This window comes from Neobacillus sp. 204 (assembly GCF_046562815.1).
GTDB lineage: Bacteria > Bacillota > Bacilli > Bacillales > Cytobacillaceae > Neobacillus.
In genome coordinates this window covers 26938-49006 of the sequence record NZ_JBJORY010000026.1, presented here as the reverse complement: position 1 = coordinate 49006, position 22069 = coordinate 26938, and the positions used below count along the sequence as shown (strand labels likewise).

Genomic DNA, 22069 nt, shown 5'->3' with positions numbered 1-22069 from the left:
CTCTGTCACCCGTAAGCGACTTAATTAATATACCATCTGTCAAAATGAAAGTCAACGATATTTCTATCTTTTTTTACTATAATCATTATAAAAACATTTTGTTCCAATAACATTGGCTCCACCAGTAAGAGAAGTGCAAAAAAAAGGGAACACATCTCGTGTGCTCCCCCTGTTATTTATTCTTCATCCTCTGTCGAAGACACATCAGAATGATCTTCTACAGCATTTTCCACAGCATCAGGAGAATTTTCAAGGTTTTCTTCTTCTTCCTCTTCTTTTTCAACCTTAGCTACTGTAGCTACAAATTCATCTTCGCTTTCCTTCATACTTATGAGCTTCACACCTTGTGTGTTTCGGCCCATCTTAGAAATACCGCCTACATCCATCCGGATCAGGACACCACCAGTGGTAATGAGCATGAGATCCTCTTCGCCTGTAACAGCACGCATAGAAACAAGATCGCCATTTTTCTCGGTAACATGGCAGGTTTTAATTCCTTTACCACCTCTACCTTGGACTCGGTATTCTTCTGCTTTGGTCCGTTTACCGTAACCATTTTTCGTTACAATTAACACATCATTGGTTTCCTCTAAAACTTCCATTCCAACAACTTCATCGTCACTATCGAGCGTTATGCCTTTCACTCCAGTAGCTGTTCGTCCCATTGATCGCACATCTGTTTCAGGGAAACGAATAAGCATACCCTTCTTCGTACCGATAATCATATGTTTTGTGCCATCGGTTAGACGGACAGAGATCAGTTCATCCCCCTCACGCAAACTTAACGCAATTAAGCCATTATTGCGGATATGGGCAAACGATGTTAACGGAGATCGCTTAGAAATCCCTTCTTTGGTTGTAAAGAATAAGAACCAGTCATCCACAAATTCCTCAATTGGAATGATTGCATTGACCCATTCTCCTTTTTCGACACCAAGGAGATTAATAATTGGGATCCCTTTAGCCGTTCTGCTGAATTCAGGTATTTCATAACCCTTAGAACGGTATACCTTCCCTTTGTTTGTAAAGAAAAGGATTGTATCGTGTGTTGATGTGGTAATTAAGTGTTCAACAAAATCATCCTCATTGGTTCCCATTCCTTGAATTCCACGGCCGCCTCGACGTTGGGCACGATAGGTAGAAACAGGGAGACGCTTAACATAGCCATTATGCGTTAACGAAATAACGATATTCTCACGAGGAATTAAATCTTCATCTTCAATATTTTCAATTCCACCAGTTACGATTTCTGTACGGCGCTTATCATTGAATCGCTCTTTAATCTCAGTCAATTCTTCGCGGATAATTTCAAAAACTTTTTCCTCATCAGCTAAAATTGCTTTTAATTCTGCAATGAGCTTCATAAGACTTTGATATTCGTCCTCAATCTTTTCTCGTTCCAAACCTGTTAAACGCTGCAGGCGCATATCAAGGATAGCCTGAGCTTGTTTTTCAGACAAGTTAAACTCTGTCATTAAACCTTCGCGGGCAATATCTGTGGTTTGTGAGTTTCGAATAAGGGTAATAACTGCGTCTAAATTGTCTAAAGCTATTCTTAACCCTTCTAAAATATGGGCACGTGCTTCTGCTTTACGTAGTTCAAACTCTGTTCTTCTGCGGATGACTACTACTTGATGATCTAAGTAATGCACTAAGCATTGCTTCAGAGTCAACACCTTTGGATGTCCATTAACAAGGGCCAGTGTGTTAATTCCAAAGCTAGTTTGTAGTGCTGTATGTTTATATAAATTATTTAAAAGGACGCTGGCATTCGCATCTTTACGAACTTCAATAACAATCCGCATACCTTTACGGTCGGATTCATCTCTTAGGTCTGTAATGCCTTCAATTTTTTTATCCCGCGCTAATTCAGCGATTTTTTCAACTAATCTCGCTTTATTGACTTGGTATGGTAATTCATTAACAATAATAACTTCTTTACCATTTGATTTTTGTTCAATTACTACTTTGGCACGAACAGTTATTGATCCTCTGCCTGTTTCATAGGCTTTACGGATACCACTCCGGCCTAAGATAATACCACCTGTTGGAAAATCTGGACCAGGAATAATTTCCATGAGTTCTTGCGTCGTAATTTCAGGGTCGCGACTAATCGCTAACACTCCATCAATCACTTCACCAAGTTGATGTGGCGGGATATTGGTTGCCATACCAACAGCGATTCCAGTTGTCCCGTTTACTAAGAGGTTAGGGAATCGGGCCGGTAGAACAACGGGCTCTCTTTCCTCACCATCGTAGTTATCTTGATAATCTATCGTATCTTTGTTGATATCTCTTAATAATTCCATCGAGATTTTAGACATTCTCGATTCTGTATAACGCATTGCTGCCGCCGAGTCACCATCGACAGAACCGAAGTTTCCATGTCCATCGACAAGCATATACCGATAGTTGAAGTCCTGTGCCATTCGAACCATTGTTTCATAAACGGCAGAGTCACCATGCGGGTGATATTTACCGATTACATCCCCAACGATACGGGCAGACTTTTTATATGGTTTGTCTGAATGCATACCAAGATCATGCATAGCATATAGAATACGTCGATGAACTGGTTTTAACCCATCTCGTACATCTGGAAGGGCACGAGAAACGATAACACTCATCGCATAGTCAAGAAAGGAAGTTTTCATTTCCTTACTAATATTGATCTCTGTTACTTGAGAATTTGGTGTGTCAGCCATACTTATTTCCTCCTTTCACCTTTTATTTATATATCTAAATTCTTCACGTATTGGGCATTTGCCTCAATGAAATTACGGCGTGGTTCTACTTTCTCACCCATTAACATGTCAAACGTTTCATCCGCTTCAATGGCGTCTTCAAGATTAACCTGAAGCATACTTCGTTTCGCAGGATCCATGGTTGTTTCCCATAATTGTTCAGGATTCATCTCTCCCAAACCTTTATAACGCTGTATATTAGGCTTCGGTGCATTTGGCAGCTCCGCAAATATCCGCTCAAGTTCTTTTTCATCATAGGCATACTCGATTCGTTTACCTTGTTGGATTTTATAAAGAGGCGGCTGAGCAATATAGATATAACCAGCCTCTAATAATTGTCTCATATACCGATAAAAGAACGTTAAAATCAGTGTCCTAATATGTGCACCATCAACATCGGCATCCGTCATAATAACGACTTTATGATAACGAGCCTTTGAAATATCAAATTCTTCTCCAATTCCAGTTCCAATTGCCGTGATCATTGCCCTAACTTCATTGTTAGAAAGAATTTTATCAAGACGTGCTTTCTCGACATTAAGGATTTTTCCTTTTAATGGCAAAATCGCTTGGAAATGACGGTCTCGGCCTTGCTTGGCTGATCCGCCCGCAGAGTCACCCTCAACGATATAAATTTCGCTTTCTGATGGATCCTTTGATGAACAGTCAGCTAATTTCCCAGGTAAGCTAGAAACCTCTAGCGCACTTTTGCGGCGTGTTAATTCCCTTGCTTTTTTAGCAGCCAGCCTTGCTCTTGCGGCCATTAAACCCTTATCGACTATTTTTCTAGCGACGGTTGGGTTTTCTAACAGAAACTTATCAAATGTGCTGGCAAAAACGGTATCGGTGATCGCTCTGACTTCAGAGTTTCCAAGCTTTGTCTTTGTTTGCCCTTCAAATTGGGGGTCAGGGTGTTTAATTGAGACAATAGCTGTTATACCTTCACGAACATCCTCACCAGAAAGATTGGTATCATTTTCTTTGATTAAGCCATTTTTACGCGCGTAATCATTGATGACCCTTGTTAAAGCTGTTTTGAAGCCGGATTCGTGCGTACCGCCTTCATATGTGTGGATATTATTTGCGAAAGAGTAAATGTTATCTGTATACCCCTCGTTATATTGGAGTGCAACTTCAACACTAATGCCGTCTCGTTCGCCTTCCATGTAAATTGGTTCTTCATGAATAACTTCTTTTGTGCGGTTTAAATGTTCCACATAGGATTTAATTCCGCCTTCGTAGTAGTATTCATTACGTTTATTTTCAACGCGCTTATCTTCAATCGTGATTTTTATTCCCCTGTTTAGGAAGGCAAGTTCACGAAGACGAGTAGCTAGAATATCATATTCATAAACCAATGTTTCAGTAAAAATCTCACCATCTGGTTTAAAGTGCGTAATGGTTCCAGTAATATCAGTCGTTCCAATGACCTCTAATTCTTGAACTACCACACCTCGTTCAAATTTGATTGAGTGAATTTTACCTTCACGGTGGACATAAACCTCAAGTTCCGTGGAAAGGGCATTAACTACAGAGGCACCAACACCATGTAGTCCTCCGGATACCTTATATCCTCCGCCGCCGAATTTTCCACCGGCGTGCAGAACAGTCATAATAACTTCAACTGCTGGTCTGCCCATTTTTTCCTGAATTCCGACTGGAATCCCACGGCCATTATCCTTTACTGTAATGCTGTTGTCTTCTTCAATAATGACATTAATTTCATCACAGAAACCTGCCAAAGCCTCGTCAATACTGTTATCAACAATTTCCCAAACAAGATGATGAAGCCCTTTACCACTTGTTGAACCAATATACATACCGGGTCTTTTTCGAACAGCCTCAAGTCCTTCAAGAACCTGTATTTGCTCGGCACCATATGCTTCTTCGACTGCTTTTTGTTCCAAAGTCATGCTTGTTCACCTGCACCTTCTGACAAAAATATATCTATATCAATTAAAAATAAGTAAAACTTTAAAATTCATGTATACTCATTTGATTTGAACGTTTCTTTAAAGTTCCTGAAGAAATCGGGGATAAGTAAACATTGTCAAATGTCACAATGACTGATTTAAAGGGGTTTTTGGATAGATTAATTACTTTTTCCTTACGTGCCTTGAGGAATTCTTCAACCAGCGGCGAGTTATTTACACTCTCCTTATCCAAGATAGAAATAATATCTCTAGCTCTAATATTAATATCTTCCCCGATATGGATATACATGAGTTCACCTCAATTAACTTTCTTTATCACACCAGCTTCAACGATAAATGTTGAGGCTTCCTTTAATGTTTGATGATCAATGCCCTCGACACTTGTGGTTGTCACAAAGGTCTGGACCTTCCCTTGGATCGTATTAAGTAAGTGAGACTGCCGGTAATCGTCTAATTCCGATAACACATCGTCTAATAGTAAAATAGGATATTCTCCGATCTCCGCATAAATTAATTCAATTTCAGCAAGTTTCACGGATAATGCGGTGGTACGCTGCTGCCCTTGTGAACCATACGTTTGCACATCTCTGCCGTTGACAGTAAAAATGAGATCATCACGATGGGGGCCAAAAAGCGTGGTACCCCGCTCAATTTCCCTTGTTCTAACCTTGCTGAATTTTTCTTCAAAGCATGCTATCATCTTCGACAAATCTTGCTCTTCTAATACCTCTACCGACGGTTTATAGGTAATTTCGAGTGTTTCTAATCCTCTTGAAATTCCTTGATGGATGGGTTTGGCCCAATTTTGAAGGAGACGCAGGAATTCAAACCGTTTTGTGACAATTTTCACAGCCATAGCGATAAATTGTTCCGTTAAGATCTCCAGCATCGTTTGATCTGTCTGTTTTTTTATCTGCAGCATTTTTAGATAATGATTGCGCTGCTGAAGTATTTTTTGATATTGACTCATATCATGTAAATAAATTGGCGAAACCTGTCCAATTTCCATATCAATAAATCGCCTGCGGACTTGCGGGCTGCCTTTTACTAAGTTAAGGTCCTCAGGGGCAAACATAACCACATTCATATTTCCTACATATTGACTTAACTTTTGCTGCTCAATATGGTTGCATTTCGCCTTTTTTCCTTTTTTTGAAATAATTAATTGCAAAGGCAATGAACTGTGTTGTTTTTGAACCCTACCCTCTATTTTAGCATATTCTTCGTCCCAGCGAATAAGTTCTTTGTCATTAGAAGTCCGATGTGATTTCGCCATTGCTAGAACATAAATGGATTCCATCACATTTGTTTTTCCTTGGGCGTTTTCGCCTAGGATAACATTTACTTTATTTTCAAACTCTACGAACAACTCTTCGTAATTTCGATAATTGGTGAGCGCTAATTTTTCGATATACATAGGAAACGCATCCTTTAGCTTTGCTATTCGGTAAATTACATTGTAATTACCGAGTAAATTCCACTGTAATTTATTCGGTAATTACAAACTCTCCAAAGCCAGGAATTCTGATTTTGTCACCGGAGCGCAGCTTTCTTCCTCTTCTTTGATCTTGTTCGCCGTTAATAAATATCTCATGTTCACTTAAAAACCATTTGGCCATGCCGCCAGTTTGTATTACGTCAGCCAGTTTTAAGAATTGACCCAATGTAATAAATTCTGTATCAATCATTATTTTTTCAGGCAAATCTTCACCCTCGTTTCTAAAATGGTCTCAATACTTTATTTTACTAAATAATCGACAGAGATACAAAGGAAACTAAAAGAAAGCCACCTTTAGTTGGTGGCATTGAGTTTTTACTTGTATAAATTTAGTATGTTCGAACTGGTAAAATTAACTGCAGGATGGTTTCATCATGAAGCGGCCGGATAACGAAAGGACGCATTGCCCCAGTAAAACTTACCCTAATGTCTGACCCTTCCAGTGCTTTAAGGGCATCCATCATATATTTTGCACTAAAGGAAATCTTTAATTCCTCTCCTTCAATCGCTTCACTTTGAATCTCTTCGACTACTTTCCCAACCTCAGGTGTATTGGAGGAAATTTCAATAAGCCCGCCTTCTATAGTTGAAAGCTTAACAACATTATTTCTTCCTTCTCTTGCTAGTAAGGACGCACGATCAATGGCATGTAAAAATTCCTTGGTATTGACTGTTACATCCGTTTTACTTTCACTCGGAATTAATCTCGAAGTGTCTGGATAATTTCCTTCTAACAATCTTGAGAAGAATAATAAGTGCTTCGCTTTAAACAAGATTTGATTCTCAGTAATGACAATATCAATTAGTTCATTACTGTCATCAATAATTTTACTAAGCTCATTTAAGCTTTTTCCTGGAATGACCACATTATAGTTTTCGTTAGTAGGCGTTTCGATTTTTGCCTTTCTGAGTGCGAGACGATGACTATCTGTTGCAATACAGTTTAATTCCCCATTTTCAACTTTCCAGTTGACACCTGTCAAGATGGGGCGTGTTTCTGAGGTGGACACTGCAAAATGCGTTTGCCGGATCATCGCTTTTAACAGATCTGTTGCTATATGAAATTTATTATTTTCTTCGATCTGTGGAAGGTGAGGATACTCTTCAGCATCTAGACCAATCAAGTTAAATTCAGATTTTCCAGAACGAATGACCGTTTGTAGGGAGCCTAAGACCTCAATTTCAACCGAATCAGTCGGAAGCTTTTTGACAATTTCACTAAATACTTTTGCTTGGAGAACGATAGCTCCTGCTTGTTTCAATTCAATAATTTCGTTACCAGCATCCTCTTTTGGAATAAAGGATTCAATTGAAATATCGGAATCACTTCCTGTAAGGGTAACGCCTTCTGTTGTAGCAGTGATTTTAATCCCGGTTAAGATAGGAATTGTCGTTCTTGAAGTAACAGCCTTCATAACATCTTGAACACTCTGGACTAATCGATCTCTTTGGATGATAAATTTCATCGCATGTATTCCTCCGTTTTAAGCATATTTTTGTTATTAAAAACATAATATATTTTTTAAAAAAAAGAATAGAAGTACTAGTAGGCCCTGTTAGTATGTGGATAACTCATAATTTCAACGGAAACACAGCCTATCCACATGTGGACAGACTGTGTGTAAATACGAAGAAGTTATGCACATAATTCACCCTTATTTAAACCTTCAAAAGTTCATGAAGTTCTTTCACTTGTCTTTGCAATTGGGCATCGGATTGAAGAAGTTTAGAAATTTTTTCATGAGCATGGATCACTGTCGTATGATCACGCCCGCCAAACTCTTCTCCTATTTTTGGCAAAGAATAATCCGTTAATTCACGTGATAAGTACATGGCAATTTGTCGCGGAAATGCAAGTGACTTTGTCCGCTTTTTTGCCTTAAAATCCTCTAATTTAATACTAAAGAGTTCTCCAACCGTCTTCTGAATATCCAGGATTGTTATCACTTTAGGTTTGGAACTAGGGATAATATCCTTTAATGCTTCAGCAGCGAGATCGGCATTGATATCTTTATTGATTAAAGATGAATAGGCAACGACACGGATTAGCGCACCCTCAAGTTCACGAATGTTCGAGTCAATTTGATTGGCAATATACAGCATGACTTCGTTCGGAATATCGAGACCTTCTGCCTTTGCCTTCTTTCTAAGGATGGCAATCCGCGTTTCTAAATCGGGCGGTGTAATATCCGTAATTAATCCCCATTCAAACCGAGAGCGAAGCCTGTCCTCTAGCGTTGGAATTTCTCTTGGCGGGCGGTCGCTTGAGATAATAATTTGTTTACTTTCCTCATGGAGTGCATTAAACGTATGAAAAAATTCTTCCTGGGTTGATTCTTTTCCAGCTAAGAATTGAATATCATCTATAAGTAAAATGTCAACATTTCGATATTTATTGCGGAAATTCTCCGCTTTATTGTCACGAATCGAGTTAATAAATTCGTTAGTAAATTTTTCAGATGATAAATAAACGACTTTTGCCGCAGGGTTATGATCTAAAACATAATGGCCAATCGCATGCATTAAGTGCGTTTTTCCTAATCCCACTCCTCCATAGATAAAGAGGGGATTGTATGCTTTTGCCGGTGCTTCGGCTACAGCGAGCGAGGCAGCATGGGCAAACCGGTTGCCTGAGCCAATTACAAATGTATCGAAGGTATATTTTTGATTTAAAATACCCTGAGGAAATTCCCCATGGTCATCGTCCTTTTTTACCTTTTTGGGAGGTAATTGCACATCATTTTCTGCTTCTTTTTGATTTTGCGGAATAATAAACTTAACAGAAAGCTCTTCCCCGGTAATTTCATATAGAATTCCGGCGATTAACTGCGAATAACGTTCTTCCAGCCAATCACGAGCAAACTCATTGGGAGCCGTGATGATCAACAAATCACCTTGAAGGGAATGGGCCTTGGTAGACTTTAGCCAGGTGTCAAAGCTTGGTTTGCTAATCTTTTTCTCTATATTGGCCAATGCAGCATGCCAAAGATCCGCAATATTTTCCAAATAATATCCCTCCTTTTTTTGCTTTGATAAAAAAATGTATGAAAACTAGCACACTTGTGGCATTGACTGTCTAACTCCAATAAATAGTTTATGACGGAGTAAACGCATCTTACCGCGTCCTTTTCCGTTGTGAAATGGTGTTTATACTTGCAGTACAACCTATTAATTTATAAATATACGAATCAGTGAATGTGGATAATAAATAATAAGGAAGTAAAGTGGAGTTTCGACAATATCCACCTCTTGTGGACAACTTTTTACAGCACCCTTGGATAAACTATCCACATGATATCCACAATTTGTGGATAACGTATTTCTGTGGATAAAGTTATTCAGAGTGAAAACACAAATATAATATCAAATAATTGCCTGCGGCGCAATGCCTTTTCGTAGTTTATCCACAACTGTAACAATATGTGTGCAGTATTTGTCCACAAGTAGATATTTTGTGCAAAACCTGTCAATATCTTGTGTGGATAGCGAAAAAAATGTCGAAAAAATATCCACAAGGTCATGATGACTTTTGAGTGTGGCAGTTGAATATCTTAGCATTGGGAAAAATTAATTATTCTCGTTTAATTGATCAGATCTTTTCACACAAGATATAGAATTTCTGAAATGATCCAATTCATGTTCAATAAAATTTGGAAATGAGAACAATACGAAGAACAGTTGACAATTTTATGGTGAGGTTATTATAATGAGTAAGACTGTCACTTAACTTGATAGCATCCTTTAGGGAGGTGTCATATAATGAAAAGAACATATCAACCAAATAGTCGTAAACATAGTAAAGTTCACGGTTTCCGTAGTCGTATGAGCTCAGCTAATGGCCGTAAGGTTTTAGCGCGTCGTCGTCTAAAGGGAAGAAAAGTATTATCAGCATAGACCACTGAAAAGTCAGTGGTCTTTTTTCTAATCCGACTGAGGGTGTTTTTTATGAAAAAAGAGCTACGTATTAAAAAAAATAAAGAATTCCAAGCGGCATTTCAAAAGGGTCAATCCTTTGCCAATCGGCAGTTTGTTGTCTATGCCTTAACAAAAGAGGGACAAGACTGTTTTCGGATCGGGCTGTCTGTGAGTAAGAAAATAGGAAATGCTGTAACCAGGAATCGGATCAAACGTTATGTAAGACAATCTATTTTTGAGCTGAATGAACAATTGGCGAAAGGAAATGATTATGTCATTATTGCCAGGAAACCAGCAGCCGAAATGGATTTTTTTGAGGTGAAAAAAAGTTTGACCCATGTTCTTAAAGTCGGGAAAGTTTTGAAAAAGTGACGGTAAGGACATAAATGCGAAGGAATTCGCCTGAAAATTTGCATCCTTTTGAAGACAATTCCTTTGCGTAAGTGATAAAATACCTTTGATATCTTACAAAATAAAATAATACATAGAGTGGTTCTACTATCTTTATTGTAAGGAGGAAATTTTGGTTGAAAAGACGAATATTACTAGTAGTTGGCTTACTTTCTGTCTTTGTCCTGCTGACGGGATGTAGTGAAATAAAGCAACCAATTACATCGGAGAGCACAGGCTTTTGGAATGAGTACATTGTCTATCCATTATCCTGGTTGATCAAAGAAGGGGCATTTATTCTCGGGGGAAGCTTTGGGTTATCGATTATTGTCGTAACCATTCTGGTTCGCCTCGCCATTTTGCCGTTGATGATCAAGCAAACAAGAAGTTCGAAAGCGATGCAGGCCTTGCAGCCAGAAATGAAGGCACTTCGTGAAAAATATAGCTCTAAAGATCAAAAAACTCAGCAAAAGCTGCAACAGGAAACAATGGCCCTTTTTTCAAAACATGGCGTCAATCCTATGGCTGGCTGTTTTCCATTAATCGTACAAATGCCAATTTTGATTGGTTTTTATCATGCAATCTCACGGACGAGGGAAATTGCTTCAGATAATTTCCTATGGTTTGACCTAGGTGCTAAGGATCCGTACTATATTTTGCCAATTATTGCAGGTATCACTACCTTTATTCAGCAAAAATTGATGATGGCAGGTCAAGAGCAGAACCCGCAAATGGCGATGATGCTTTGGATGATGCCAATCATGATTGTTGTTTTTGCCTTTAATTTCCCTGCTGCGCTATCCTTGTATTGGGTAGTCGGAAATATTTTTATGATTGTACAAACGTACTTTATTAAAGGACCGGATCTAAAAACGGCAAAAGCATCCGGTAATGCGGGAGGAGCAAAAAAGTGAAACAGGTAACTGCTACAGGACAAACTGTCGAAGAAGCAGTAAAATCAGCTTTAGCTCAATTACAAATCAGCAAAGACCGCACAGATATTGACATTATTGATAAAGGTAAAAAAGGGATTTTCGGTATTTTTGGTTCACGTCCGGCTGTGGTTAAAGTAACAGTCGTCATTGATCCCATTGAGGAAGCAAAGAAATTTCTCACTCAAGTAAGTGAACAAATGGGGGCCCCAGCCGAAATAGAAATCAAACGTGAGGGGAAACATGTTCATTTTATTATGACTGGCGAAAAGATTGCCTTATTGATTGGAAAAAGAGGGCAAACGTTAAATTCACTTCAATATTTGACTCAATTAGTCCTCAATCGTTTTTCGAATCAGTATTTAACTGTGATTCTGGACGCTGAAGATTATCGAAAAAGAAGAAATGAAACGCTTGTTCAATTAGCCCATCGACTTGCCGGGAAGGCACTGAAGTCAGGAAAAGATGTAACCTTAGAACCGATGCCTTCTTATGAGCGTAAAGTTATTCATGCTGCTTTATCAGATAACAGACGTGTAAAGACATTTTCCGATGGATCGGAACCACATCGCTTTATCGTGATTTCTCCAGCGAAAAGATAATTTTAGAAATCGTATGAAGTTTAAGACATCCTATCGAATGATAGGGTGTCTTTTTTTGTCCACGCAAAAAATGTCGAAAAAGAAGTTGTTGATAACATGAATCTTTTCTCATTTTTCGTTTTATTGTTATTCACATGTGGATAAGTTAAAATAATAATGGGATAAAAGTGAACTGTGGATAATTGGTTAGTAAGAGGGTTTTCTTTTTCAACAGATAATGATGTGGTATTCTAATGTTTTGGAGAAAAAAATCATTTTTTATATAGATGAACAGTTTTTAGTGTGAGGTGAAGGAAATGGAATTTGATACGATTGCGGCCATATCGACTCCGATGGGGGAAGGTGCCATTGCGATTGTCCGATTGAGTGGTGATGAGGCGATCCCACTTGCAGACAAGCTTTTTAAAAGCATTGGGGGGAAGAAGCTGACAGAAGCAGCAACCCATACGATTCATTATGGACATTTGCTTGATCCGAAGTCGAAACAAGTGGTCGAAGAAGTTATGGTATCCGTGATGAAGGGTCCGAAAACTTTTACAAAAGAGGATGTTGTTGAAATAAACTGCCATGGCGGAATTGTTTCTGTGAATCGAGTTCTACAGCTGGTTCTAACCAACGGAGCAAGACTTGCTGAACCAGGAGAATTTACAAAAAGAGCTTTTTTAAATGGACGGATTGATTTATCGCAAGCAGAAGCAGTAATGGACTTAATCAGAGCAAAAACCGATCGGGCCATGAATGTAGCGCTAGGGCAAATGGAAGGGCGCTTATCGAAGTTGATTAAGAGACTAAGGCAGGAAATTTTAGAAATCCTTGCGCATGTAGAGGTTAATATAGATTATCCCGAATATGACGATGTTGAAGAAATGACCCATAAAATGTTGTCAGAAAAAGCCCATTTTGTTCGGGAAGAACTAAAAAAATTGCTACAAACGTCGGAACAAGGAAAAATTTTACGAGAAGGATTGTCGACAGCCATTGTTGGCCGCCCAAATGTAGGGAAATCTTCGCTCTTAAACAGCCTTGTTCATGAAAACAAAGCGATTGTAACTGATATTCCTGGTACAACAAGGGATGTCATTGAAGAATACGTGAATGTACGCGGTGTCCCACTCCGGCTCTTGGACACAGCGGGGATAAGAGAAACAGAGGATATTGTCGAACGAATCGGGGTTGAGCGGTCCCGTCAGGTTTTACAAGAGGCAGATTTAATTTTGCTGGTTTTAAATTATGCGGAAAAATTGAGCGCGGAAGATGAAAAGCTTTTTGAAGTGGTTAATGGAATGGATGTCATCGTCATCGTTAATAAAACAGACTTGGAGCAAAAAATTGAGTTTGACAAAGTAAACAAGTTAGCGAAAGAGCATAAAGTTGTCACCACCTCACTTCTTGAAGACCGTGGTGTCGATGAGTTAGAGGAAGCAATCGCTTCGTTATTTTTTGCAGGCTCGATTGATGCCGGTGATATGACCTATGTTTCCAACAGCCGCCATATCGGTTTATTAAGCCAAAGCTTACATTCGATTGAAGAAGCGATTGAGGGAGTAGAAATGGGCACTCCGATCGATATTATTCAAATCGATTTAACGAGAACATGGGAAATACTTGGCGAAATTATTGGTGAAAGTGTTCATGAAAGCCTGATCGACCAACTATTCTCCCAATTTTGTTTAGGGAAATAGAAAAGCGGAAGCTAGACAATAATCTAAGTAAAAAGCATTGTTTCCGTACGATACGGAAAAGGAGGAACAACATGCAATACGAAGCAGGAAGTTATGACGTCATTGTCATCGGTGCAGGACATGCCGGTTGTGAAGCTGGCCTTGCTGCCGCTAGAATTGGCGCAAAGACATTAATGATTACCATTAATCTCGATATGGTTGCCTTTATGCCATGTAACCCATCGGTTGGAGGACCAGCTAAGGGAATTGTCGTTCGTGAAATTGATGCCCTCGGCGGAGAAATGGGAAGAAATATTGATAAAACCTATATCCAAATGAGAATGCTGAACACTGGTAAAGGGCCGGCAGTGCGAGCATTACGCGCGCAGGCCGATAAATTTGCCTATCAACATGAAATGAAAAAAACGATTGAAGAAGAAGAAAATATGACCTTAATCCAAGGGATGGTCGAACAATTAATCGTTGAGGATGGGGTTTGTACTGGCGTCATTACTAAAACAGGAGCCGTTTATCGTTCAAATTCAGTCGTTATTACAACGGGTACATTCTTACGTGGTGAAATTATTATTGGTGACTTAAAGTATTCCAGCGGTCCGAATAATCAACAGCCATCCATTAAATTATCTGAGCATCTAGAAGCACTAGGATTTGACCTCGTTCGTTTCAAGACGGGAACGCCACCGCGAGTGAATAGTAATACGATTGATTACAGTAAAACCGAAATTCAACCGGGTGATGATACACCAAGAGCGTTTTCTTATGAAACAACAAAATATATTACCGACCAACTGCCATGCTGGTTAACCTATACAAACGAAGAAACGCATCAAATCATTGATCAAAACCTCCACCGCTCACCTATGTTTTCAGGAATGATCAAGGGCACAGGTCCGCGTTATTGTCCATCGATTGAGGATAAAGTGGTCCGCTTTAATGACAAGCCGCGTCATCAAATTTTCCTTGAGCCTGAAGGCAGGTATACACAGGAAGTATACGTGCAGGGGCTCTCAACCAGCTTACCAGAAGATGTTCAGCAGCAAATTTTAAAATCTATATCCGGACTTGAAAATGTACAAATGATGCGTTCTGGTTATGCGATTGAGTATGATGCAATTGTTCCTACACAATTATGGCCAACACTTGAAACTAAGGTTGTTAAAAATTTATATACTGCCGGTCAAATTAATGGGACCTCTGGCTATGAAGAAGCCGCAGGTCAAGGTTTAATGGCTGGAATCAATGCAGGCTTAAATGCACTTGGCCGTGACCAGTTAGTCTTAAGTCGTTCCGATGCCTATATTGGGGTGTTAATTGATGATTTAATCACAAAAGGGACGAATGAACCTTATCGTTTGTTAACATCACGAGCAGAGTATCGCCTTCTTTTACGCCATGATAATGCCGATTTACGCTTAACTGAAATAGGTCATCAAATCGGGTTGATTCGTGACGACCGCTATGAAAAGTTCATGACCAAAAAAGCTGCGATTGAGGCTGAAAAGCTGCGGTTAGAGTCGACCTTCCTGAAACCGACAGCTGAGGTTCAAGAAATGATTAGAAGCATTGGCGGCAGTGAATTAAAGGACGGAATCCGTGCCTCTGATTTATTAAAAAGACCAGAAATGTCTTATCATCAGCTTGAAACCATTTTCCCTAGTGAGACTGCTTTAGATGAAGAAGTAAAGGAACAGGTGGAAATTCAACTAAAATATGAGGGATATATTACAAAGTCCCTGCAGCAGGTTGAACGATTAAAGAAAATGGAAGATAAGAAAATCCCAGAGAATATTGATTATGATGCCATCTCGGGACTGGCAACGGAAGCTAGGCAGAAATTAAAACTAGTTAAACCATTGTCCATTGCCCAGGCATCCCGGATATCAGGGGTAAATCCAGCTGATATTTCCATCTTGCTTGTCTACCTTGAACAAGGCAAGATCGCAAGGGTTTCGAATGAATAATTATGTGAGGAAGATAACGGAATGATCATCGAACAATTTGAAGCAAATTTACGGGAAAAAGGGATTACCCTTTCAAGTGCGCAGCTCGAACAGTTTGAGAAGTATTTTGAAACATTGGTTGAGTGGAATGAAAAAATGAACCTTACCGCGATTACAGATAAAGCGGAAGTTTATTTAAAGCACTTTTATGATTCGATTACAGCTTCGTTCTATTTTGATTTTACGAAGTCCTTTCATCTTTGTGATGTCGGTGCGGGTGCAGGGTTCCCAAGTATCCCTTTAAAAATTGTTTTTCCTCATATTGAGGTGACGATTGTTGATTCATTAAACAAGCGGATTTCTTTTTTAAATCATCTAGCTAATGTATTGGAATTGGAAAATGTTCATTTTATTCATGATCGTGCGGAAACCTTCGGGGTAAATCCGGAGTTTCGTGAAAACTTTGATGTTGTAACGGCAAGAGCGGTAGCAAGAATGTCCGTGTTGAGTGAATTTTGTTTACCACTCGTGAAAGTAGGCGGTCACTTTATTGCCATGAAAGCTGCCCATGCGAAGGATGAGTTAGGAATGGGTCAAAAAGCTATTACCACTCTTGGCGGCAGACTTGAGGAAATGTTTACGTTCACGCTGCCACTGGAAGAAAGTGAACGGAATATTCTCATCATCAAAAAAGAAAAGCATACACCAAAGAAATATCCGCGCAAGCCTGGGACTCCAGGAAAGACACCGATTGAGTAAGAAAAACAGTTTTGAGGGAACTAACAATTTTTCAATAAACATGTTATTCTAGGCAGGAAGAATTTATTTAGGTAGAGAATAAGTAATAGGGAGTTTCGTAAAGGTGGTGTTGGGGATGAAACAATCATTTACACGCTTTTTTGGCCTCGGCGATAAGGGAGAACAAGAGGTTGAACTTGAAAAAGAGTTAATTACGGAAAAAAATGAGGAAATTAATAAAATTCCAATTGATCATATAGTTCCGAACCGCTTTCAGCCTCGGACGGTTTTTGATGACGAGAAAATCGAAGAATTAGCGCGCACCATTCACATACATGGTATTATTCAACCGATTGTTGTGAGAGAATTTGCTATTGGACAATTTGAAATTATTGCCGGGGAACGCCGTTTTCGTGCGATGAAAAAGCTCGGATGGACCGAAGCGCCGGCGATTATAAAAAATTTATCGGATACCGAAACGGCCTCCGTTGCACTAATTGAGAATTTACAACGGGAAGAGCTGTCCCCAATTGAAGAAGCGATGGCTTATGGTAAATTGTTAGAATTGCACAACTTGACCCAAGAAGCGTTAGCACAACGCCTGGGGAAAGGGCAGTCAACAGTTGCCAACAAATTACGTCTTCTTAAATTGCCGCAGCCAATTCAAGAGGCATTATTATCAAAAATTATTACAGAGCGCCATGCGCGTGCTCTTATCCCTCTAAAAGATCCGGAAAAACAAGTAGCACTGTTAGCAGAGGTTATTGAAAAGAACTTTAATGTTAAGCAAACAGAGGATCGTGTCGTTAAACTGTTGGAACAAAAAAATGAAAAGCCTAAACCGAAACGGAAGGCTTTCAGTAAAGATATGCGAATCGCTGTAAATACAATTCGCCAATCCTTAACTATGGTATCTGACAGCGGGATTAATCTCGATGCTGAGGAAGAAGAATTTGACGAATTCTACCAATTTACCATCCGAATACCAAAGAAGAAGTAACAGTTAAATAGACCAATAGATGCAAGAACCAGACGCTCCCAATGTCTGGTTCTTTTTATTTGAGTTTGCTTCATTTGAAATGGTAATGTTTGGATAAAGGATGTCCTCTACTCGCTTAGTAAGAGACATATCCACGATTTAGACACTTGAATATTTTAAGAAAAATTCCAACAACCTATCTTTTTCATGATAAAATAAAGGAATGGAATTTTCCTTTCAGAAATTCAGGTTACATTAGCCATTTGAACAATATTTTTATAAAATTTAATAGAATACGAGAATAAAACTTTGAGAGAATAAAAGGGTAGGTGACATCGTGGGCAAAATTCTTGCAATCGCGAATCAAAAAGGCGGGGTCGGTAAAACGACTACCTCTGTCAACCTAGGTGCCTGCTTAGCATATATTGGAAAACGTGTCCTGCTTGTAGACACGGACCCACAGGGAAACGCAACCAGCGGGATTGGTATTGAAAAGGCAGAAGTTGACCAATGCATATATGATGTTTTAGTAGATGATGTAGAAGCAAAAAGTGTAATTAAGCCCACATCGGTGGAAAACTTGTTTGCGATTCCGGCCACCATTCAACTTGCCGGGGCAGAAATTGAATTGGTACCGACCATTTCAAGAGAAGTTCGTTTGAAACGAGCGCTTGCAGAAGTGAGGGATCAATTTGATTATATTATTATTGATTGTCCGCCATCCTTAGGCTTATTAACCCTTAATGCCTTAACGGCTTCCGATTCCGTAATAATCCCTGTTCAATGCGAATATTATGCGCTGGAAGGCCTAAGTCAATTATTAAGTACAGTAAGACTTGTTCAAAAACATTTAAATCAGGATTTGAAAATTGAAGGCGTTTTATTAACGATGCTTGATGCACGAACCAACCTTGGCATTCAAGTGATAGAAGAAGTGAAAAAGTATTTTCAAGATAAAGTATATAAAACCATTATTCCAAGGAATGTACGTCTAAGCGAAGCACCAAGTCATGGGGAGCCAATCATTACCTATGATGCGAAATCCCGTGGGGCTGAGGTGTATTTAGATTTAGCAAAGGAAGTGGTCTCGAATGGCTAAAGGTTTAGGTAAAGGCCTTAATGCATTTTTTGCGGATGTTAGTAATGAGGAAGTAGTTCAAGAAATCAAACTGAACGAATTGCGTCCAAATCCGTACCAGCCTCGTAAAACCTTCCAACAAGAGACAATCGATGAATTAAAGGAGTCAATCATCGAGCATGGCATCTTACAGCCGCTCGTGGTCAGAAAAAGTATTCGCGGTTATGAAATTGTTGTGGGTGAGCGGCGTTTCCGCGCGGCGAAAGAGGCAAAGCTTGAAACGATTCCCGCTGTAGTCCGTACACTATCAGAGCAGCAAATGATGGAGTTGGCAGTTCTTGAAAACCTACAAAGGGAAGATTTAAACCCGATTGAAGAGGGACTAGCCTACCAAATGTTAATGGAAAAGTTAAAGCTGACACAAGAAGAGGTAGCGAAACGTCTGGGGAAAAGCCGGCCGCATATCGCCAACCACATTCGTCTCCTTTCCCTCCCTCAAAAGATTCAGGAATTAATTTCAGGCGGGAAAATAACGATGGGACATGGACGAGCCTTATTAGGTCTTCGTCAAAAAGAAAAGCTGCCAAGTTTAGTCGAGAAAGTAACCAAAGAGGCACTAAATGTTCGTCAGTTAGAAAAATTAATTCAACAATTAAATGAAAATGTTCCACGTGAAACAAAAAAGCCTGAAAAGAAAAAAGATGTCTTTATCAAGGAGCGGGAACATTTCCTTCGTGAACGCTTTGGGACGACGGTCAATATTAGGCAGAACAAGAATAAAGGAAAAATTGAAATTGAGTTCTTCTCCAAAGAGGATCTAGAACGAATTTTGGAGATGCTCCATCAAGAAGATTCCTCCTTATAAGCCATCAATCGATGGTTTATTTTTTTTTACTAATATGATAGTTTAAAAGGTATATATTTCGAAGGTCGAAAAAAGGTGGATGTAAGATGTTTTTATTAGGAACGCTTGTAAATGGTCTGTTAATTGTTGTCGGCACACTTCTTGGAAAGTTGTTAAATCGGATTCCAGAAGGAATGAAAGTCACGGTCATGTATGCCATTGGCCTATCCGTAATGGTATTAGGATTACAAATGGGCTTGAAGAGTGAAAATTTCCTTATTGTTATCATTAGCCTGGTCGTTGGAGCGGTGACTGGCGAGGCGCTGAAATTAGAGGATAAATTAAATGATTTAGGATTATGGCTGGAGAAGAAAGTCGGCTCTACCAATGGAAAAGGCAGTATCTCAGAAGGGTTTGTCACTGCTACATTAATCTTTGTCATTGGGGCAATGGCGATTATTGGTGCGCTTGATAGCGGCATCCGCGGTGATCATGATGTGTTGTACACCAAATCGCTAATCGATGGATTTACCGCATTAATCTTAACGACGACGTTGGGGATTGGGGTTATTTTTTCAGCGATTCCGGTTGTCCTTTATGAAGGGGGCATTGCCCTTTTTGCGACCCAGATTGACCGGTTTGTTCCGCAAGCCTTAATGGATCAGTTTATTGTTGAAATGACGGCAACAGGCGGAATCATGATTTTTGCTATTGGCTTAAATTTAACAGGAATAGTAAAAATAAAAGCAGCTAATTTCCTGCCGAGTATCGTTGTCACTGGACTAATCGTAACAATTCTTTATAATTATCATTTGTATATCCAATAAACGTAGAAAAAAAGAGCAAATTCGTTTGCTCTTTTTAATTTGACTTTTCTTCTTCCAGCCAGTTTAAGTTTAATTCCGTCCAATTTTGCTTAGGATATAGCAGGCTTGCCTGATAGATGCCATTGGCAATGGTTTTGGCCATCCTCATCACCAGATTTAAGCGGGTGTTTTGTAAAACAAAAAACTCCATAAACCCGCTGACATTGACGATGCCAGTGATATGTATGTCTCCGACCGCCGGCAGCTCCTTGTTTACGCCTGCCCCTGGTTTGACAGGGCCATTCCCCACTTGAATGACTCCGACATTTTTCACTCTTCCCAAGCAAGCATCAATGCCAATAATATAGGGGTCATCATGTTTTGCCTGGATTTCCTTTATTTTATCAGCAAGATTAACCGCATGAATCGGATCATCTAATGTCCCGTACACATTGAACGTACGCAGGTCCTTTTCTTCCAGTAGTGTCCCTACTAGTGGCCCTAATGAATCTCCCGTGGAGCGGTCCGTACCAATACAAACAAAGACAATCGGGCGGCTTGTCACATGAGGAATACTAGCAAGTAACTCTTCAGCGAGATTTTCAGCAGCATGCAAATCATCATGGCTGATCCGTGTCTTAGCCCTCCTGTCAAAAAAACCGGTCTTCAGATTCATTAAGTCACTCCCTAACCGTAAATAGTCTTACTATTATACGGAAAATTCAGTAAATCTATACATCGAGCGGGCAGAAAAAGGAAAATTCATAATGCTATTAACTGCGAAGAATAATTGTTAAAATAGAAATGGTAAAAAGGGAGAGGATGGTGTTTAAATGACTCTTACACAAAAGGGTATGCAAAAATTACTTGATAAATTTCAAAATGAAGATACATGGTTGAATCTAGGCGAAGCCCTTTTAAAAATTATTGCGATCATAATCATTACAAATATCTTGATTCGCCTTGGAAAATTAATGATCCATAATATTTTTAAAATTAGAAATCTCTCTCCGCTTAGTACATCAGAACGACGTGAAGAGACACTTTCGAAGCTACTTGATAATGTTCTTTCATACGTGGTTTATTTTATTGCCTTTATGATGATTCTTTCTGTATTAGGAATTGATGTAAAAGCACTAATCGCCGGGGCTGGGGTGGTTGGTTTAGCTGTTGGTTTCGGGGCGCAAAGTTTAGTGAAGGATGTAATATCCGGATTTTTTATCATTTTTGAGGATCAATTTTCTGTTGGTGACCATGTTCGCATAGGACAATATGAAGGGAATGTCGAAACAATAGGATTAAGAACAACAAAAATTAAAAGCTGGACCGGAGAACTGCATATTTTACCAAATGGCAGTATCATCGAAGTAACAAACTTCTCCATTAATAATAGTATTGCGGTTGTTGATATTGCCATCGCCTATGGTGAGGACATCGCTAGGGCAGAAAAGGTGATCGAGGATGCTATTCAGTATATGCCAGCTCAATATGAAGAATTAGTCAAACCCCCTGAGTTATTAGGAATTCAAACAATGGGTGCAACAGAAATCGTTTTACGCGTTGTCGCAGAAACACAACCAATGAAGCAGGCAGGCGTTTCTCGAATGATTCGGAGAGATATTAAGCTTCAGTTAGATGAAAATGGCATTAAGGCTCCTGAACCCAAAGTGTTCATGTATGGCTCTGGACAACCTAAATAAGGGGAGGATATGGCATGGAAGAAAAAGAATTTGCTCTAAATGATGTGGTAGAGATGAAGAAACAGCATCCTTGTGGAACAAATCGATGGAAAGTCATCCGCATGGGGATGGACGTTCGGATCAAATGTGAGGGCTGCGGTCATAGTGTCCTTATTCCAAGAAGGGAATTTTCAAGGAAAATGAAGAAAATTTTGGTGAAGCATGAGGAATAACCTTATGCTTTTTTTTAGTGGCAAACTATATTATTCTTATTAGAAAAGTAGATATAGAGTTTTACGCATAGGGGG

Annotated in this window: 21 protein-coding genes; 13 read left to right on the top strand and 8 right to left on the bottom strand. The window is 39.3% G+C overall.

All coding sequences use genetic code 11. The features are described 5' to 3' along the window. Window positions 1–176: 176 nt before the first annotated feature. The 7 genes from gyrA to dnaA form a co-directional block, all read right to left on the bottom strand. The gene (gene gyrA, locus ACJ004_RS28975) at window positions 177–2705 is read right to left on the bottom strand and encodes a DNA gyrase subunit A (RefSeq protein ID WP_410896542.1); all 2529 of its coding nucleotides are present in this window, start codon (window positions 2703–2705) and stop codon (window positions 177–179) included. 26 nt (window positions 2706–2731) lie between these two features. Continuing rightward, window positions 2732–4651 (bottom strand): DNA topoisomerase (ATP-hydrolyzing) subunit B, encoded by a 1920-nt coding sequence (gene gyrB / locus ACJ004_RS28970; protein ID WP_410896544.1) that lies wholly within the window; start codon window positions 4649–4651, stop codon window positions 2732–2734. Between the two features lie 67 nt (window positions 4652–4718). Further along, window positions 4719–4967, bottom strand: a complete 249-nt coding sequence (gene remB, locus ACJ004_RS28965; protein WP_410896541.1) for an extracellular matrix regulator RemB — start codon at window positions 4965–4967, stop codon at window positions 4719–4721. 9 nt (window positions 4968–4976) lie between these two features. After that, on the bottom strand, window positions 4977–6095 hold the full coding sequence (gene recF / locus ACJ004_RS28960; protein ID WP_410896540.1) for a DNA replication/repair protein RecF: 1119 nt from the start codon (window positions 6093–6095) through the stop codon (window positions 4977–4979). Between the two features lie 70 nt (window positions 6096–6165). Continuing rightward, on the bottom strand, window positions 6166–6366 hold the full coding sequence (gene yaaA, locus ACJ004_RS28955) for a S4 domain-containing protein YaaA (protein ID WP_410896539.1): 201 nt from the start codon (window positions 6364–6366) through the stop codon (window positions 6166–6168). A gap of 139 nt (window positions 6367–6505) precedes the next feature. Then, the gene (gene dnaN, locus ACJ004_RS28950) at window positions 6506–7642 is read right to left on the bottom strand and encodes a DNA polymerase III subunit beta (protein WP_410896538.1); all 1137 of its coding nucleotides are present in this window, start codon (window positions 7640–7642) and stop codon (window positions 6506–6508) included. A 193-nt stretch (window positions 7643–7835) separates the two neighbouring features. Further along, window positions 7836–9182, bottom strand: a complete 1347-nt coding sequence (dnaA, locus tag ACJ004_RS28945; RefSeq protein ID WP_410896537.1) for a chromosomal replication initiator protein DnaA — start codon at window positions 9180–9182, stop codon at window positions 7836–7838. Between the two features lie 753 nt (window positions 9183–9935). Between dnaA and rpmH the strand changes: the two genes are divergently transcribed. From rpmH to ACJ004_RS28890, 11 genes are all read left to right on the top strand, one after another. Continuing rightward, window positions 9936–10070: a 50S ribosomal protein L34 gene (gene rpmH, locus ACJ004_RS28940; protein ID WP_035446353.1), complete on the top strand. Its 135-nt coding sequence runs from the start codon at window positions 9936–9938 to the stop codon at window positions 10068–10070. Between the two features lie 51 nt (window positions 10071–10121). Next, window positions 10122–10463, top strand: a complete 342-nt coding sequence (gene rnpA / locus ACJ004_RS28935) for a ribonuclease P protein component (protein WP_410896536.1) — start codon at window positions 10122–10124, stop codon at window positions 10461–10463. 155 nt (window positions 10464–10618) lie between these two features. Then, complete coding sequence (gene spoIIIJ, locus ACJ004_RS28930) at window positions 10619–11395, top strand: YidC family membrane integrase SpoIIIJ (RefSeq protein WP_410896535.1); 777 nt, start codon at window positions 10619–10621, stop codon at window positions 11393–11395. Then, entirely contained in the window at window positions 11392–12015 is a 624-nt protein-coding gene (jag, locus tag ACJ004_RS28925; protein ID WP_410896534.1) for an RNA-binding cell elongation regulator Jag/EloR, read from the top strand. Before spoIIIJ ends, jag begins: the two co-directional genes overlap by 4 nt. A gap of 296 nt (window positions 12016–12311) precedes the next feature. Continuing rightward, window positions 12312–13697 carry a tRNA uridine-5-carboxymethylaminomethyl(34) synthesis GTPase MnmE gene (gene mnmE / locus ACJ004_RS28920; RefSeq protein ID WP_410896533.1) on the top strand — a complete coding sequence of 462 codons (1386 nt, stop codon included), beginning with the start codon at window positions 12312–12314 and terminating at the stop codon, window positions 13695–13697. A gap of 71 nt (window positions 13698–13768) precedes the next feature. After that, window positions 13769–15658, top strand: coding sequence for a tRNA uridine-5-carboxymethylaminomethyl(34) synthesis enzyme MnmG (gene mnmG / locus ACJ004_RS28915; protein WP_410896532.1), 1890 nt, complete (start codon window positions 13769–13771; stop codon window positions 15656–15658). Between the two features lie 21 nt (window positions 15659–15679). After that, entirely contained in the window at window positions 15680–16396 is a 717-nt protein-coding gene (gene rsmG, locus ACJ004_RS28910; protein WP_410896531.1) for a 16S rRNA (guanine(527)-N(7))-methyltransferase RsmG, read from the top strand. 115 nt (window positions 16397–16511) lie between these two features. Further along, window positions 16512–17375 (top strand): nucleoid occlusion protein, encoded by an 864-nt coding sequence (gene noc / locus ACJ004_RS28905; protein WP_410896530.1) that lies wholly within the window; start codon window positions 16512–16514, stop codon window positions 17373–17375. Between the two features lie 316 nt (window positions 17376–17691). Continuing rightward, a complete protein-coding gene (locus tag ACJ004_RS28900) occupies window positions 17692–18453 on the top strand; it encodes a ParA family protein (protein WP_410896529.1) in 762 nt (253 codons plus the stop codon). Then, window positions 18446–19297, top strand: coding sequence for a ParB/RepB/Spo0J family partition protein (locus ACJ004_RS28895; RefSeq protein ID WP_410896528.1), 852 nt, complete (start codon window positions 18446–18448; stop codon window positions 19295–19297). The genes ACJ004_RS28900 and ACJ004_RS28895 overlap by 8 nt, the downstream gene beginning before the upstream one ends. Window positions 19298–19383: 86 nt before the next feature. After that, window positions 19384–20103, top strand: coding sequence for a DUF554 domain-containing protein (locus ACJ004_RS28890; protein WP_410896527.1), 720 nt, complete (start codon window positions 19384–19386; stop codon window positions 20101–20103). A 34-nt stretch (window positions 20104–20137) separates the two neighbouring features. On the opposite strand, the gene yyaC is transcribed toward ACJ004_RS28890, so the two are convergent. Then, window positions 20138–20758, bottom strand: coding sequence for a spore protease YyaC (yyaC, locus tag ACJ004_RS28885; RefSeq protein WP_410896526.1), 621 nt, complete (start codon window positions 20756–20758; stop codon window positions 20138–20140). A 157-nt stretch (window positions 20759–20915) separates the two neighbouring features. Here yyaC and ACJ004_RS28880 point away from each other — a divergent pair, with 157 nt between their 5' ends. Both ACJ004_RS28880 and ACJ004_RS28875 read left to right on the top strand, forming a co-directional pair. Continuing rightward, window positions 20916–21782, top strand: coding sequence for a mechanosensitive ion channel family protein (locus ACJ004_RS28880; RefSeq protein ID WP_410896525.1), 867 nt, complete (start codon window positions 20916–20918; stop codon window positions 21780–21782). A gap of 14 nt (window positions 21783–21796) precedes the next feature. After that, on the top strand, window positions 21797–21994 hold the full coding sequence (locus ACJ004_RS28875) for a DUF951 domain-containing protein (protein ID WP_026568062.1): 198 nt from the start codon (window positions 21797–21799) through the stop codon (window positions 21992–21994). Window positions 21995–22069: the final 75 nt, after the last annotated feature.

Bases quoted from the DNA above. Each gene is read 5' to 3' on its own strand.
- gyrA (WP_410896542.1), bottom strand. From the start codon at position 2,705: ATGGCTGACACACCAAATTCTCAAGTAACAGAGATCAATATTAGTAAG.
- remB (WP_410896541.1), bottom strand. From the start codon at position 4,967: ATGTATATCCATATCGGGGAAGATATTAATATTAGAGCTAGAGATATT.
- recF (WP_410896540.1), bottom strand. From the start codon at position 6,095: ATGTATATCGAAAAATTAGCGCTCACCAATTATCGAAATTACGAAGAG.
- yaaA (WP_410896539.1), bottom strand. From the start codon at position 6,366: ATGATTGATACAGAATTTATTACATTGGGTCAATTCTTAAAACTGGCT.
- dnaN (WP_410896538.1), bottom strand. From the start codon at position 7,642: ATGAAATTTATCATCCAAAGAGATCGATTAGTCCAGAGTGTTCAAGAT.
- rpmH (WP_035446353.1), top strand. From the start codon at position 9,936: ATGAAAAGAACATATCAACCAAATAGTCGTAAACATAGTAAAGTTCAC.
- rnpA (WP_410896536.1), top strand. From the start codon at position 10,122: ATGAAAAAAGAGCTACGTATTAAAAAAAATAAAGAATTCCAAGCGGCA.
- mnmE (WP_410896533.1), top strand. From the start codon at position 12,312: ATGGAATTTGATACGATTGCGGCCATATCGACTCCGATGGGGGAAGGT.
- mnmG (WP_410896532.1), top strand. From the start codon at position 13,769: ATGCAATACGAAGCAGGAAGTTATGACGTCATTGTCATCGGTGCAGGA.
- rsmG (WP_410896531.1), top strand. From the start codon at position 15,680: ATGATCATCGAACAATTTGAAGCAAATTTACGGGAAAAAGGGATTACC.
- noc (WP_410896530.1), top strand. From the start codon at position 16,512: ATGAAACAATCATTTACACGCTTTTTTGGCCTCGGCGATAAGGGAGAA.
- ACJ004_RS28895 (WP_410896528.1), top strand. From the start codon at position 18,446: ATGGCTAAAGGTTTAGGTAAAGGCCTTAATGCATTTTTTGCGGATGTT.
- ACJ004_RS28890 (WP_410896527.1), top strand. From the start codon at position 19,384: ATGTTTTTATTAGGAACGCTTGTAAATGGTCTGTTAATTGTTGTCGGC.
- yyaC (WP_410896526.1), bottom strand. From the start codon at position 20,758: ATGAATCTGAAGACCGGTTTTTTTGACAGGAGGGCTAAGACACGGATC.
- ACJ004_RS28880 (WP_410896525.1), top strand. From the start codon at position 20,916: ATGACTCTTACACAAAAGGGTATGCAAAAATTACTTGATAAATTTCAA.
- ACJ004_RS28875 (WP_026568062.1), top strand. From the start codon at position 21,797: ATGGAAGAAAAAGAATTTGCTCTAAATGATGTGGTAGAGATGAAGAAA.